The organism is Microbacterium sp. ER1 (genome assembly GCF_023383675.1).
Classification (GTDB): domain Bacteria; phylum Actinomycetota; class Actinomycetes; order Actinomycetales; family Microbacteriaceae; genus Microbacterium.
In genome coordinates, this window is the sequence record NZ_QCXO01000138.1 from 553,062 (window position 1) to 567,583 (window position 14,522).

The 14,522-nt window shown below is 71.8% G+C and carries 14 protein-coding genes and 1 tRNA gene; 10 read left to right on the forward strand and 5 right to left on the reverse strand.

What is annotated here, in order from left to right:
* Window positions 1–49: 49 nt before the first annotated feature.
* The 3 genes from thrB to lysA are packed head-to-tail and all read right to left on the reverse strand — an operon-like array spanning window position 50 to window position 3,765.
* Window positions 50–1,015: a homoserine kinase gene (thrB, locus tag BV453_RS16050; RefSeq protein WP_231729613.1), complete on the reverse strand. Its 966-nt coding sequence runs from the start codon at window positions 1,013–1,015 to the stop codon at window positions 50–52.
* Window positions 1,016–1,020: 5 nt separating this feature from the next.
* Entirely contained in the window at window positions 1,021–2,325 is a 1,305-nt protein-coding gene (locus BV453_RS16055; protein WP_249522039.1) for a homoserine dehydrogenase, read from the reverse strand.
* Window positions 2,326–2,346: 21 nt separating this feature from the next.
* Window positions 2,347–3,765, reverse strand: coding sequence for a diaminopimelate decarboxylase (lysA, locus tag BV453_RS16060; protein WP_231729430.1), 1,419 nt, complete (start codon window positions 3,763–3,765; stop codon window positions 2,347–2,349).
* Between the two features lie 146 nt (window positions 3,766–3,911).
* On the opposite strand from lysA, the gene BV453_RS16065 reads away from it, so the two are divergent.
* From BV453_RS16065 to BV453_RS16080, 4 genes are read left to right on the forward strand one after another with little or no spacing between them, the layout of a single operon-like run.
* On the forward strand, window positions 3,912–4,985 hold the full coding sequence (locus BV453_RS16065; RefSeq protein WP_172400129.1) for a YihY/virulence factor BrkB family protein: 1,074 nt from the start codon (window positions 3,912–3,914) through the stop codon (window positions 4,983–4,985).
* A gap of 51 nt (window positions 4,986–5,036) precedes the next feature.
* The gene (locus tag BV453_RS16070; protein ID WP_249522040.1) at window positions 5,037–5,927 is read left to right on the forward strand and encodes an alpha/beta fold hydrolase; all 891 of its coding nucleotides are present in this window, start codon (window positions 5,037–5,039) and stop codon (window positions 5,925–5,927) included.
* Complete coding sequence (locus BV453_RS16075) at window positions 5,920–6,501, forward strand: TetR/AcrR family transcriptional regulator (protein ID WP_025103128.1); 582 nt, start codon at window positions 5,920–5,922, stop codon at window positions 6,499–6,501. Before BV453_RS16070 ends, BV453_RS16075 begins: the two co-directional genes overlap by 8 nt.
* 1 nt (window position 6,502) lies before the next feature.
* Complete coding sequence (locus tag BV453_RS16080) at window positions 6,503–7,237, forward strand: alpha/beta fold hydrolase (RefSeq protein WP_025103127.1); 735 nt, start codon at window positions 6,503–6,505, stop codon at window positions 7,235–7,237.
* A gap of 12 nt (window positions 7,238–7,249) precedes the next feature.
* Here the strand turns inward: BV453_RS16080 and BV453_RS16085 are convergent, their stop codons facing one another.
* Together BV453_RS16085 and argS are read right to left on the reverse strand one after the other, a co-directional pair.
* A complete protein-coding gene (locus tag BV453_RS16085) occupies window positions 7,250–8,098 on the reverse strand; it encodes a DUF2993 domain-containing protein (RefSeq protein WP_085607258.1) in 849 nt (282 codons plus the stop codon).
* 8 nt (window positions 8,099–8,106) lie between these two features.
* The gene (gene argS / locus BV453_RS16090) at window positions 8,107–9,771 is read right to left on the reverse strand and encodes an arginine--tRNA ligase (protein ID WP_085607256.1); all 1,665 of its coding nucleotides are present in this window, start codon (window positions 9,769–9,771) and stop codon (window positions 8,107–8,109) included.
* A 93-nt stretch (window positions 9,772–9,864) separates the two neighbouring features.
* On the opposite strand from argS, the gene BV453_RS16095 reads away from it, so the two are divergent.
* The 6 genes from BV453_RS16095 to BV453_RS16125 all read left to right on the forward strand — a co-directional run bounded on the left by BV453_RS16095 (window position 9,865) and on the right by BV453_RS16125 (window position 14,506).
* The gene (locus tag BV453_RS16095) at window positions 9,865–10,674 is read left to right on the forward strand and encodes an SGNH/GDSL hydrolase family protein (RefSeq protein WP_249522041.1); all 810 of its coding nucleotides are present in this window, start codon (window positions 9,865–9,867) and stop codon (window positions 10,672–10,674) included.
* Between the two features lie 16 nt (window positions 10,675–10,690).
* A tRNA-Arg gene (locus BV453_RS16100) sits at window positions 10,691–10,763 on the forward strand.
* A 97-nt stretch (window positions 10,764–10,860) separates the two neighbouring features.
* Window positions 10,861–11,034, forward strand: a complete 174-nt coding sequence (locus BV453_RS16105) for a hypothetical protein (RefSeq protein ID WP_164498170.1) — start codon at window positions 10,861–10,863, stop codon at window positions 11,032–11,034.
* A 61-nt stretch (window positions 11,035–11,095) separates the two neighbouring features.
* Window positions 11,096–12,373, forward strand: coding sequence for a Na+/H+ antiporter NhaA (nhaA, locus tag BV453_RS16110; RefSeq protein ID WP_249522042.1), 1,278 nt, complete (start codon window positions 11,096–11,098; stop codon window positions 12,371–12,373).
* A gap of 415 nt (window positions 12,374–12,788) precedes the next feature.
* Window positions 12,789–13,937 (forward strand): zinc-dependent alcohol dehydrogenase, encoded by a 1,149-nt coding sequence (locus BV453_RS16120; RefSeq protein ID WP_085607252.1) that lies wholly within the window; start codon window positions 12,789–12,791, stop codon window positions 13,935–13,937.
* Window positions 13,938–13,939: 2 nt separating this feature from the next.
* A complete protein-coding gene (locus BV453_RS16125; RefSeq protein WP_062766524.1) occupies window positions 13,940–14,506 on the forward strand; it encodes a hypothetical protein in 567 nt (188 codons plus the stop codon).
* Window positions 14,507–14,522: the final 16 nt, after the last annotated feature.

Genomic DNA, 14,522 nt, shown 5'->3' on the forward strand with positions numbered 1-14,522 from the left:
TTCGCGTGCGGGTCTTGCAAGAGATGCAATGGGGCCAGATTCACGAATGCTACGTGGAGCCCTCCGCTCGATCCCCCACTGTACCACCACGGACGTCGACGGCGAGCAGGAGCGCCTCCCACGGGGTGTCGGTCACCTGATTGGCCACCTCGACGGCGTCCAGACGGCTGCCGGGACCGTCGGCGAGCACGAGCACGCTGGGTCCGGCGCCGGAGACGACCGCCGCGAATCCGGCGGCACGCAGAGCCTGCACGAGGCGCTGCGTCTCCGGCATGGCACCAGCGCGGTAGTCCTGGTGCAGGCGGTCGGCGGTCGCGTCGAGCAGCAGCTCCGGGCTCTGCATCAGCGCGGCGATGAGCAGTGCGGACCGGGACACGTTGAACACCGCGTCGGCCGTGGAGACGTGCGGCGGCTGCAGCGACCGGGCCTGCGAGGTGGACATCGTGTACGCCGGGACGAGGACGAGCGGGGAGACGCCGCGGTGCACGAGGAGCTTCTTGTGCTGCGGGCCGCGCTCCCCCATCCACGCGATCGTGAGCCCGCCGAACAGCGCAGGGGCCACGTTGTCCGGGTGGCCCTCCAGCTCGGTCGCCAGGCGCAGCAGATCGGTGTCGGAGATGTCGACGTCTCCCGCCAGCAGCCCCTTCGCCGCGAGCACACCGGCAGCGACGGCCGCGCCGGAGGACCCGAGGCCTCGGCCGTGCGGGACGGCGTTCTCGGCCACGATGCGCAGACCGGGCATCGGCCGGCCTGCGTCGGCGAACACGTGGGCGATCGTCCGGACGATGAGGTTGGAGGCATCCCGCGGGATGTCCTCGGCACCGGAACCGGAGACCTCGATCTCGAGCTGCCCCTCGGGGAGCGCCGTCACCTCGAGCCGGTCGTAGATGCTGAGCGCCAGGCCGAGCGTGTCGAAGCCGGGGCCGAGGTTGGCGCTCGTCGCCGGCACCGTCACCTCGACCGTGCGACCCACACGCGCACCGTGCTCCTCGGGGGCGGGAGCCGTGGCCGTCACGGTGGTCACTCGCCTTCCACCCGGAGGACGGACACCACGCGGGCGACGACGTCGCTGCCCGCGAGCACGTCCACCGTGTCGCTGAGGGCCTGCTCCGTCGCGCGATGCGTGCCGATGATGAGGCGTGCGGTCGGCTCGTCCTCCCCCTCGACGGTCTGGACGACGGTCGCGACGGACACCCCGCCGTCGCTGAGGATACCGGCGACGGTCGCCAGCACGCCGGGGGCGTCGGAGACCTCGAGGGTGATCTGGTAGCGCGTGGTCACGTGGCCGATGGGCACGACGGGGAGGTTCGCCCGGGTGGACTCGCCCACGCCGACGCCGCCGGCGATGTGCCGACGAGCGGCGGAGACCACGTCGCCGAGCACGGCCGAGGCCGTCTGGATACCGCCCGCGCCGGCGCCGTAGAACATGAGGGAGCCCGCCGCCTCGGCCTCGACGAAGACGGCGTTGTTGGCACCGTGCACGGAGGCGAGAGGGTGGGCGACCGGCACGAGGGCGGGGTAGACCCGCACCGAGATGGACTCGGCGCCGTCGGCCTCGATGCGCTCGCAGACGGCGAGCAGCTTGATCACGAAGCCCGCCGCGCGGGCCTCCTCGATCATCGACGCCGTGATGGTGGTGATCCCCTCGCGGTGCACCGCCTCCAGCGGCACCGCGGTGTGGAAGGCGAGGCTGGCAAGGATCGCGGCCTTCTGCGCGGCGTCGTAGCCTTCGACGTCCGCGGTCGGGTCGGCCTCCGCATATCCGAGGCGCTGCGCGTCCGCCAGCACGTCGGCGAAGTCGGCGCCCTCGGTGTCCATCCGGTCGAGGATGTAGTTCGTGGTGCCGTTGACGATGCCCATGATCCGCACGATGCGGTCGCCCGCGAGCGAGTCGCGCAGCGGACGGATGATCGGGATGGCACCCGCGGCCGCCGCCTCGTAGTACACCGAGGCGCCGACGCGATCCGCCGCCTCGAACAGCTCCGGTCCGTGGGTGGCCAGCAGCGCCTTGTTGGCCGTGACCACGTCGGCTCCCGAGCCGATCGCCTGGAGGATGTTGGTGCGGGCGGGCTCGATGCCGCCGATGAGCTCGATCACGATGTCGGCGCCGAGGATGAGCGACTCGGCGTCGGTCGTGAAGAGCTCCTTCGGGAGCTCGACGTCGCGGGGCGCGTCGAGGTCACGGACCGCGATTCCGGCCAGGTCCAGCGCGGCACCCGCGCGGTCGGCCAGCTCGTCGCCGTGGCGGAGCAGGAGGGCCGCCACCTGGGAGCCGACGGCCCCGGCGCCCAGCAGCGCCACGCGAAGTCGTCTGTAGTCAGTCAATGGGTGCTCCTTCGGGGTGGGTCATCGTGCTCCCTCGGGGGCGTGCGCCCCGTCGATGCCCGCGTCGCGGGCCAGCAGGTCGTGGACGGTCTCGCCGCGGACGATCACCCGCGAGCGCCCCTCCCGCACCGCCACGATCGGCGGCCGCGGGACGTGGTTGTAGTTGCTCGCGAGCGAGGCGCAGTAGGCGCCGGTCGCCGGGACGGCCAGCAGATCGCCCGGTGTCACGTCTCCGGGGAGGTACTCGTGGTCGACGACGATGTCGCCGGACTCGCAGTGCTTGCCGACCACTCGGCTCAGCTGGGGCTCGTCCGTCCCCGTCCGCGAGGCGAGGCGGGCGGAGTAGCTGGCGCCGTAGAGAGCCGTACGGGCGTTGTCGCTCATCCCGCCGTCGACGCTGACGTACCGCCGCGTGGCCCCGGAGGCGACCGTGACGTCCTTCGTCGTGCCGACCTCGTAGAGGGTCACACCCGCCGTGCCGACGATCGCGCGCCCGGGCTCGAACGAGAGCGCGGGCACCGCGATGCCCCGCGCCGCGCAGCCCTCGGCGACCGCCGCCACGATGCCGTCGGCCAGCTCGTCGATCGGCGTGGGGTCGTCGACGCGGGTGTAGGCGATGCCGAAGCCGCCGCCGAGGTTTAGCTGCGGCACCGGGCCGTCCTCGAGGAGGGCGGCGTGCAGTTCGAGCACGCGCGACGCGGATTCGCGGAAGCCGGCCACGCCGAAGATCTGGGAGCCGATGTGGCAGTGCAGGCCGGCGAACTCCAGCCCCGGGATCTCGCGGATGCGGGCCACGGCGACCTCGGCCTCGGCGAGCGGGAAGCCGAACTTCTGGTCCTCGTGGGCCGTGGCGAGGAAGTCGTGGGTCTCGGCGTGGACGCCGCTGATGACCCGGACCATGACGCGCTGCACGGTGTCCGTCCGGGCCGTGATGGCGGCGAGGCGCTCGATCTCGATCGCGCTGTCGACGACGATCGTGCCGATGCCGAGAGCGACAGCGCGCTCCAGCTCGGCGACCGACTTGTTGTTGCCGTGGAAGCCCAGCGAGGCCGGTGCGACCCCCGCGGCGAGGGCGACCTCGAGCTCGCCGCCGGTGCACACGTCGATGCGCAGCCCCTCGTCGACGACCCAGCGGGCGACCGTCGTGCATAGGAAGGCCTTGCCGGCGTAGTACACCTGCGCGGTCGTGCCGTGCGCCGAGGCGGCGCGGTCGAACGCGTCGCGGAAGGCCCGGGCGCGGCGCCGCACCTCGTCCTCATCGAGCACGAGGAGCGGCGTGCCGTAGGTGCGGGCGAGCTCGGGCGCCGGCACTCCGGCGAGCACCAGGCTGCCGTCGTCGTCGCGCGTGGCCGAAGCCGGCCAGACACCCGGCGCGAGATCGTTCGGATCTTCGGGGACGACGAGCCAGTCCGGAGCGAGCGTGGCGGCAGAGTCGAGCACGGAACACCAATCGTGGGACGGATCTCGGGCGGAGGCGCACATCGAGTTGCCCCGATTCTAGGGCACCCTCTGTCGCTGCCTGGTCACGGTGACACGCCGCGTCAACCCCCTGGGGAGCGGTACCGCCCGGCTCGTAGGGTGGGCACGTGGCAGACACCGACAACCGAGACTCCGAGAACCACTCCGCAGCCCCGGCCCGCCCGGGGCTGGTCGCCCGCATCACGGGTCCGGTGATCGCCTGGGCCCTCGCCCGGCGCCCGGTCAGGGCCGTGCTGCTGTACTCCGAGCGCCGTGGCCCGATGCTCGCCGACAGCGTGACCTACCGGGCCCTGTTCAGCGTCTTCGCGGGCGTGCTCCTCGGCTTCTCCCTCGCGGCCCTCTGGCTGTCCGGCAACCCGGAGGCCTGGCGCGCGATCATCGACGCCGTGCAATCCGCGGTCCCCGGGCTCATCGGCGAGGGCGGTGTCATCAATACGAACGACCTCCGGACTCCGGCCTCGTTCTCGATCGCCGGCATCATCTCCCTCGTCGCGCTGGTCGGTGCCGCTCTCGGCGCCATCGGCTCGCTCCGCACGGCCATCCGGACCATCGCCGGCACGATCCAGGCGGACATCCTGTGGATCTGGGTCATCGTCCGCAACCTCCTGCTCGCCGTCGGCATCGGGCTCGCGTTCGTGCTCGCCGCCGGGATCACCTTCATCGGACAGCTCGGGGTGACCTGGATCGGCGATCTGCTCGGGGTGCCGTCGGATTCGCCGCTGCTCGCCTGGACGGTCCGTCTCCTGTCGCTGCTCGTGGTCTTCATCCTCGATGCGGCCCTGATCGTCGGCGCCTTCCTCCTGCTGTCCGGCGTCCGGCCCGCCGCGCGCTCCCTGTGGAGCGGCGCCTTCCTCGGCGCCTTCGGCCTCATCGTGCTGCAGCAGCTCTCCGGACTGTTCGTGGGCGGAGCGACGAGCAACCCCCTCCTCGCGTCGTTCGCCTCGCTCCTCGCGCTCCTGATCTGGCTCCAGCTGTCCACGCAGGTCATCCTCGTCGCGTGCGCCTACATCGTGACCGCCGAAGAGGAGCGCGGCGACCGCCTGCACGAACGGTTCGGTGCGCGGACGTTCGTGCAGCGACGGCTGCAGCGCGCCGAGGTCGACGTGAAGATCGCGACGGCCGAGCTGCGCGACGCCCAGCGCGCGGCGGCCGAGGAGAACGGCACCGCCGCCCCGGAGTGAGGTCCTCGTTGTGACCGGAATCGATAGGATGGTCACAACGAGAGGGGACGCATGTCCGCACCACGACGGCACACCGTGACCGTTCCCGGCGCCGCGGTGTCGGTCCTGGAATGGCGCCCCTCCGGCGAGACGCAGACACCCGTGCTGCTGCTGCACGGCGGCGGGGCCGACAGTGCGGAGCTCTCCTGGGGCGAGGTCGGGCCGGCGCTGGCGGCGGCCGGACACCGCGTCCTCGCGCCGGACCACCCCGGCTTCGGACGCAGCCCACGCCTCGATGCGTCGCTGACCCAGGAGCGCCTGGTGCAGTACGTCGGCGACCTCGTCGACGCCCTCGAGCTGCACGCGTATGCCATCGGGGGTCTTTCGATGGGCGCGGGGATGGCGCTGGGCCATCTGCTCGACCGCCCGGACGGAGCACACGCCGCCGCCCTCCTCGGCAGTTACGGCCTGATGCCGCGCCTGACGGACGGCACCTTCGGGCCCCTCTCGCACCTGTCGACGTTCCTGCTCCTGCGTTCGGGCCTGCTCGGTGCGATGACACGCGTCTACGCACGCGACCGGAAGGCGATGACGCGAGGCCTCCAGGATCTCGTGCGCTCCCCCGACGCCCGCACCCCTGGTCTCGTCGACGCGGTGCTCGCCGAGGCCGCGACCGGCTCCGGTCTCACGACGTTCGGCGACTGGCAGCGGGATCAGGTGCGGCCGTTGCGACTCCGCACCGACTACCGTGATCGACTCGCCGAGATCCGCGTCCCGGTCCTCCTCGTGCACGGCGACCGCGACTCCGGTGTCCCTCTCCGGCGGGTCGAGGAGGCCGCGGAGATCCTGCCCGCCGGGCAGCTCCTCGTGGCCCCCGGCGCCGGGCACTGGGTGCAACGGGACCGTCCCGACCTCGTGATCCCCGCCCTGCGCGACTGGTTCGCCCGAGGCTCCGATGCCTAGGCCGCTCGTGCCCGACCGTCGGGGACGCATCCTCGACGCGGCGGAGCGCATGGTCCTGGCCGAGGGCTTCGACGCGATGAACGTCGCCGCGATCGCGCGCGCGGCCGGTATCGGCAAGGGCGCCGTCTACCTGGAGTTCGCGGCGAAACGCGACATCCTCGATGCCCTGCTCCAGCGCGGCACCGCGCGGATCGCCGACGCCGTCGCCCGCACCGCGGGACCGCAGCCGTCGCTCAGCGCCCTCTACCGCGCCACGGCGGCGGCGCTGCTCGGCGACGAGCTCATGACGGCCGCGTTCCTCGACGACGCGGGAGTGCTCGGCGCCCACGTCGCCGCGCAGCCGACCTCCCGGTACCGGACGCGTCACGAACGGGTCGTCGCCGGGATCCGTGACCTCCAGCGCCAGGGCCGGATCGTGCCGGATGTGGAGCCCGAAGCCCTGGCCCTCGCTCTCTCCAGCGCCACCCTCGGACTGCTCTCGGCCGCACGCACGCTGGGACCGCTCGACCGGGGCACGCTGAAGAGCGCCATCGACACGGTCGGCCGCATGGCCGCGAGCTTCGAGACGGAGTGACATGCATCACGAGACATCGGGTCCCCCGGGGACACCACCGCTTCTGCTCCTGCACGGCGGCGGCGTCGCCGGCTGGATGTGGGAGCCGCTGCGCACGCACCTCGATCCTGCGCGGCGGGTCATCGTCCCTGATCTTCCCGGTCACGGCCGCAGCGCGACCGAGGACTACGCGTCGCACGAGGAGACGGTGGCGGCGCTCGTCCCCCTGCTGGAGCAGGAGACCGGACCGGCCACGGTCGTCGGCTTCTCCCTCGGCGCGCAGCTCGCCGTCCTGCTGGCGGCACGACGCCCGGACCTCGTCGCCGACGCCGTCGTCATCAGCGCTCAGGCGGAGCCGATCCGGGCCGTCGGGCCCACTCTGGCGCTGCTCCGCCTCACCGCCGGACTCGCCAGGAACGAGCGCTTCGCCCGTCTGCAGGCGCGCGAGCTGTTCATCCCGGACGCACTGCTCCCCCGCTATCTGGAGACCTCCGCCGCCCTCTCACGCACGACCCTGCTGCGCGCCGTCGAGGAGAACCTGCGTTTCACGCCGCCGCCCGCGTGGAGCACGCACCCCGGCTCGGCACTGGTCCTCGTCGGAGGCGACGAGAAGCCGCTCATGCGCCGTTCCGCCGCGCTGCTGAACCGTGTCCATCCCCGCAGCACCCTCGAGGTCCTCCGTGGTTGCGGTCACGGCATCCCCCTGCAACGGCCGGCGGAACTCGCCGCGCGCCTGCAGGAGCGCCTGCCCGGGTGAACCGGGGTGCGCTCAGCGGTCGCAGGTGCCCTTCGCCTGGAGTGCCTCGTCGGTGACGATCGCGCCGTCCGCATCGACGTCGATCACGGCGTCGTCGCCGACGATCTCGACCCCCGTCAGCGTGAGACCGGCCGGGAGCTGGTCGGCGACGCACACCCGTCGTGGCTGGGTGATCCCCTCGCCGAGGGAGCCGAGCGACGACCCGACGCGGTCGAGGTCGACCTCCACGCCGCCGACGCTGGCCGCCACCGGCGTGAGTTCGAGGTCCCCCTCGACGGCGCCGGGGGTGAACGTGACGGACACCGGGACCGCCGTCCCGAGCACCGCGAAGGAGCCGCCGAGCGTCGCGTTCGGCGCGGCGAACTCGACCGTGTCGACGGGCAGGTCGGTGTCCGAGAGCAGAGCGGTGAACTGCTCCTGGTCGATGCGGATGGTGCCGTCGGCGCCATCGAGGTCGCCGCCGCGCAGCGGGACGCCCGTCGCGGTGACGTCGGCCGCCCCCGTGATGCCCTGCAGCGTCACGGCGTCGGTCGACAGGCGCAGGGTGTCGAGGCGGCCGGCGAGCAGCTGCGGCAACAGGATCCCCTCGGTCTCGACATCGAGCTGCTGGTCGGCGGGCAGGTCGAGCTGCTCGATCACCATCGACCGCACGACGCCGGGGAGCACGGCACGGGCGACGAGCTCCGCCGCGACCACGAGGGCGGCGAGCACGACCACGACGATGAGGACGACCCAGGGCCACCGGCGCCGCCGCGGCGCTGCGCTCTTCCGCCCACGACCGTCCGCCGGGTCGGGGACCACGAGCGTCGGGTGCTCGTCCGAGGGCTTCGGGTACGGGAGGGTCGGGTTGTCGTCGCTCATGGCGCTCCCTACATGCGCTCGGGCGCGGAGACGCCGAGCAGGTCGAGCCCGTTGCGGAAGACCTGGCCGGCGGCGTCGTTCAGCCACAGGCGCGTGCGGTGCACGTCCTCGACCGGGGCGTCGCTCAGGGGGATCACCCGGCAGTTGTCGTACCAGCGGTGGTACAGCCCGGCGAGCTCCTCCAGGTAGCGCGCGACGCGGTGCGGCTCGCGCACCTCGGCGGCGAACGCGACGATGCGCGGGAACTCCTGCAGCGCGCCCAGCAGCGCCGCCTCGGTCTCGTGCGTGAGCGTCTCCGGGGCGAAGACCGAGCGGTCGATGCCGGAGTCGGCGGCGTTGCGCGCGACGTTGTGGGTGCGGGCGTGTGCGTACTGCACGTAGAACACCGGGTTGTCGTTCGTGCGCTTCTGCAGCAGCTCCGGGTCGAGGTCGAGCGGCGAGTCGGCGGGCGAGCGCTCCAGCGAGTACCGCAGCGCGTCCGTGCCGAGCCAGTCGAGCAGGTCGTCCATCTCGATGATGTTGCCGGCGCGCTTGCTGAGGCGGGCACCGTTGATCGAGACCATCTGGCCGATGAGCACCTGGATGTTCTTCGCGGGGTCGTCGCCCGCCGCTCCCGCGACCGCCTTGAGACGGTGCACGTAGCCATGGTGGTCGGCGCCGAGCAGGTAGATCTTGTCGCGGAAGCCGCGGTCGCCCTTGTTCAGGTAGTAGGCGGCATCGGCGGCGAAGTACGTGTACTCGCCGTTCGAGCGGCGGATCACGCGGTCCTTGTCGTCGCCGAAGTCGGTGGTGCGCACCCAGACGGCGCCGTCCTCGTCGAACACGTGGCCCTGCTCGCGCAGACGGTCGACGGCCTGGTCGATCAGGCTGGAACCGGAGGCGTCCTTCGCGTGGAGGGTGCGCTCGGAGAACCACACGTCGAACGGCACGTTGAAGCGCTCGAGGGAGTGCTTGATCTCGGCGAGCTGGTACTCGTAGCCGAGCTCGCGGGCGACGGCGAGCTGCTCCTCCTCCGGGAGGTCGAGCAGGTCGGGGCGGGCCTCGAGGACGCGGCCGGCCAGCGTCGCGATGTACTCGCCCGGGTAGCCGCCCTCCGGCGTGGGCTCTCCCTTCGCCGCGGCCAGCACGGACGCGGCGAAGCGGTCCATCTGCACGCCCGCGTCGTTGATGTAGTACTCGCGCACCGCACGGGCGCCGCTCGCGAGGAGCAGGCGGACGATCGCGTCGCCGAGGGCCGCCCAGCGCGTGTGCGCGATGTGCAGCGGCCCGGTGGGGTTCGCCGAGACGAACTCGACGTTGACGCTCACGCCCTCCTGCGAGGAGTTCGTCCCGTAGGCGGGGCCGGCGTCGACGATGACCTTCGCGAGCGCGCCGGCGGCCGCCGCGTCGAGGCGGATGTTGAGGAAGCCGGGGCCCGCGACCTCCACACTCGCGATGCCGTCCACATCGGCCAGTCCGTCGGCGATCTGCTGGGCGAGTTCCCGCGGGTTCGTGCCGAAGGACTTGGCCAGGCGCATGGCGATGTTCGAGGCCCAGTCGCCGTGATCGCGGTTGCGCGGGCGCTCCAGCACGATGTCGGCGGCGGAGAGGTCGAACGGCTCGCCCGGACGTCGTTCCTCGGCGATGGGGGCGAGGACGGCGAGGAGGGCGTGGGCGAGCGTTTCAGGATTCATAGACCCCCCAGTTTACGGGGGTGCGCAGGCCCGTTCCGTCGCCCCGTGTCCCGCCGAGTTTGCGATCCGTCCTCCGTGATCTACTCTCACACCATGAACGCCCCCGCCGCCCCTCGTCGACTGCGCATCGCGGGCGTCGCCGCCGCCCTCCTCGTCGCCGTCGCCGCGGGCGTGATCGGGGTCTGGCGACCGTGGGTTCCGGCGCCGTCGTCCCTCCCGGTCGGCGCTGCGGCCGGCGACGAGTCCGCCGCGGTGATCGCTCCTGCACCGCTCGCGCTCCCCGACGAGCCGACCGTCCTCGTCTTCGGCGATTCGTGGACCTACGGCTCTGCCGCGTCCGACCCCACCCTCGGCTACGCGTACGTGCTCGCCGACCTGCTGCACGGCACGACCATCGTGGACGGCGTGCGCGGCAGCGGCTACCTCAAGCCCGGCATCGACGGCCCCACCTTCGGCGAGCGCATCGCGGCGCTGGACCCGACTCTCGACCCGGACCTCGTCATCATCCAGGGCTCCATCAACGACCGGGCACAGGGCGCTGCCGGCTACCGCGAGGCGGTGACCGCCGCGTGGGACGCGCTGACGGCGCTGTACCCGGAGGCGGCGATCGTCGTGCTCGGCCCCGCGCCGCACGAGCTTCCGGTCGGCGCGCAGACGGCACGGATCGACCGGGATCTCGCGGCTCTCGCCTCGGCCCGCGGCTGGTGGTACATCTCCCCCGTCGCGCTCGACTGGATCACCGAGGACAACTATCTCTCCGTCATCGACGTGGAGGTCGGACGCAAGCATCCGTCCACCGACGGCCACCGCTATCTCGCCGAGAAGCTCGCGGCGGCGCTCGACGAACTGCGCGCCGCGCCGGTCACGGAGGCCGGTGGGTCGGAGACCACCCCCGACGAGTGATATTGTCGATCGGTACGCCTCCGTAGCTCAGTGGATAGAGCGCCGGTTTCCGGTACCGTAGGTCGCAGGTTCGACTCCTGTCGGGGGCACGTACGGCAAGAGGGATCGTCCAGACGGACGGTCCCTCTTCTCGTTCCCCCGGAGGTTGCTCAGCGGGCCCGCCGCCCGGACCGGTAGCCTGGATCCGTGCCCTCCCTCCTCATCGCCGGTTCGACGCGCGCCCCGCGCCGTCTGTCGTCCGCGACGCCGATGACGGAGTGGATGCGCGTGGTCCTGCACCCCGGCACCAACGGGTGGACGAGCGTCTGGGGCACCCTCTCGCACGGCGAGATCGCCGGCTGCCCGCCGCCACAGGGATAGGCCGCGCCCGGACGGGTGCGGCGACATCGCGTCACCCATCCATCTGCCGTGAGGTATCCCTGTGTCTTCTTCGTCGTCCCCTGCCCGTTTCCGTCTCGCGCCGCATGAGCTCTGGCGCGGCATCCGCTCCACCGCCCGCAGCGACGTGCTCGGGGGCGGTCTGCTCCTGACCGCCACGCTCGCGGCCCTGATCCTCGCCAACTCCCCCGCCGCCCCCTGGTATGAGGCCGTCAGGGACTTCCGCTTCGGGATCCCGGAGTGGCACCTCGAGCTCAGTGTCGGCGCCTGGGCCGCCGACGGGTTGCTCGCGGTGTTCTTCTTCGTCGTCGGACTGGAGCTGAAGGAGGAGTTCGTCGTCGGACGCCTCCGCGACCCGCGCCGTGCCGCGCTTCCGATCGCCGCCGCGGTGGGCGGCGTCATCGTCCCCGCCCTCTTCTTCGTCGCGATCAACGCCTCGTCGGGCGCCGAGGTCCTCCGCGGATGGGCGATCCCCACGGCCACGGACATCGCGTTCGCGATCGCGGTGCTCGCCGTCGTCGGCCGCTTCCTGCCGCCCGCCCTGCGGGTGTTCCTGCTGACCCTCGCGATCATCGACGACCTCATCGCCATCACGATCATCGCCACCTTCTACACCGAGACCATCAGCTTCCCCTGGCTGATCCTGGCGCTCCTCCCCCTCGCGGGCTTCGCACTCGCTGTGCAGAACGGCATCCGATCCTGGTGGATCCTGCTTCCCCTCGCCCTGGCCGTCTGGGCGTTCGTACATGCGTCCGGGGTGCACGCGACGGTCGCGGGGGTGCTGCTCGGCTTCATGGTGCCGGTGCGTCCCACGGAGCGCGCGCGGGTGCGGACCGGGACGGACGCCGACGGCGCTCCGGTCTACGACGGTCTCGCCGCGCACTTCGCGGATCGCTGGGGCATCGTGGCGACCCTCGTCGCCGTGCCGGTGTTCGCCTTCTTCGCGGCCGGCGTCGAGATCGGCGGCGTGGACGGCCTCGTCTCGGCGCTGACCGACCCCATCACGATCGGTATCATCGTGGGGCTCGTGCTCGGTAAGCCCGTCGGCATCCTGCTCACGACCTTCCTGTTGAGTCGCGTACCGACCCTGCGCCTCGATGAGTCGCTGCGCTGGCCGGACCTCGCGGGCATGTCCCTGCTCGCGGGCATCGGGTTCACGGTCTCGCTGCTGGTGGGCGAGCTCGCGTACGGCAGCAGCAGCGTCGCGGACGATCACGTGAAGATCGGCGTGCTCGTCGGCTCCCTCCTCGCCGCGGTCCTCGGCGGACTCGTGCTCGCAGCACGAAGCCGGCGCGCGCGCGGGGCCGCCTCGGCCGGCTGATGCCCCGGCGCGACGGCCGGCCTCAGGCGATCTCGAGGTTTCCGGCCGTCGCGCTCCCCGGCGGTTCCGGTACCAGGTAGAGCCCGGTGGGGCTGTTGGCCGTGTAGGCGAGCGCGTCGACCCACGCGCGATTCACCTCGGGTCTCCTGCTGCCGAAGTACTGGAAGACGATGCTGCTGTAGGCGTGGATCCAGACGGTGTTCTTCCCGCCGCCGACGCTGGCATCCTCCCGCCAGCTGAACGCGAACGGCTCCCCTCGACGCAGCTTCGCGGTGATGACGAGCTGGATGTGCAGGAGCGCGCGGTCCTCGAGTTCGCATCGTTCGTACGCCTCCCCGTCTCATCCGTCAATGCCCTGAGTCATCCCCGAGGCGGTGCCTAGCGTCGGTCACTCCACGGAGCGAAGGAGCACCCGATGAAGGCGATGACCTACCGCGGACCGTACAAGATCCGCGTCGAGGAGAAACCCGATCCGACGATCCAACACCCCAACGACGCGATCGTGCGGGTCACGAGAGCCGCCGTGTGCGGGTCGGATCTCCACCTCTTCCACGGCATGATGCCCGACACCCGTATCGGGCACACCTTCGGTCACGAGATCGTCGGGGTGGTCGAGGAGGTCGGCTCCTCCGTGGAGACGCTGCGCCCGGGCGACCGGGTGATGGTGCCTTTCAACATCTACTGCGGCTCGTGCTACTTCTGCCGCCGCGGTCTCTTCTCGAACTGCCACAACGTGAACCCCAACGCGACAGCGGTCGGGGGGATCTACGGCTACTCGCACACGACGGGCGGGTACGACGGCGGGCAGGCGGAGCGCGTGCGCGTGCCGTTCGCCGATGTCGGCCCGTCGGTGATCCCGGAGTGGCTCACCTCCGAAGACGCGCTGCTGCTCACGGACGCGTTCTCCACCGGCTACTTCGGCGCGCAGCAGGCCGACATCGCCGAAGGGGACACGGTGGTCGTGTTCGGCGCCGGGCCCGTCGGCCTGGCCGCCGCCCGCTCGGCCTGGTTCCTCGGCGCCGGACGGGTCATCGTCGTCGACCACCTCGACTACCGGCTCGAGAAGGCACGGGACTTCGCCTTCGCCGAGACGATGCACCTCCACGAAGCCGGTGACATCGTGCTCGCCCTGAAGAAGGCGACCGGCTACCTCGGCGCGGACGTGGTGATCGACGCGGTCGGCGCGGAGGCGGACGGCAGCGTCGTCCAGCACGTGACCGCCGCGAAGCTCAAGCTGCAGGGCGGCTCCCCCGTCGCGGTGAACTGGGCCATCGACAGCGCGCGCAAGGGCGGCACCGTGTCCATCCTCGGCGCGTACGGTCCTCTGGTGACCTCGGTGCGCCTCGGCGACATCATGAACAAGGGGCTCACGGTGCGCGGCAACCAGGCTCCCGTGAAGAGGCAGTGGCCGCGGCTGCTCGAACACATCCAGGCAGGGCACATCCGTCCCTCCGAGCTGCTGACGCATCGCTTCCCGCTGGAGCACATCGCGGAGGCCTACCACGTGTTCTCGTCCAAGCTCGACGACTGCATCAAACCGCTCATCGTCGTCGGAGAGGAATGACCATGCCGTACGAAGGATCTCGACCCATCCCCGCACCGACCCCCGATGAGCTGCGTGCCCGGATCCCGGGCTGGGGCGCCGACCTCGCCCCCGAGCACCGCCGCACCTGGCAGCAGCTGGAGGATGTCGGCGACACCGGCGCGCACTGGGACCTCCCCGAGCGTCAGGGCCCCGACCGCGGCCGCGAGCGCTCGATCGAGCACGGGATGCTGCCTCCCGTCTGGGGCACCGCGCAACCGCTGCACGGCGTGTCGGGTGCCATCAGGCGCGTCGCCTACGACCGGTTCAGCGAGACGAAGAACAGCCGCTGGCTGCTGCTCGTGCTGGGCGACCGCGTCGATGCCGTGACCGCGCACGCCCGCTCCCTTATCACCCGGCGGCCGGACGACCCCATCACGCAGACCGGCGTCCTCGCGGAACCGCAGCATCGTCCGCTCGCGTCGCGGTTCGGACGCGGCCGCATCGATCTCCGGCACACCTGGCTCGACCCGATCATCGTCGTGGGGCCCTGGGTGCTGACGGCGGTCCTGGGCGTCCGCGCTCTCCGCCGCCTCGGCCGTCGGCGCTGAGCCGGGACCGAGACGG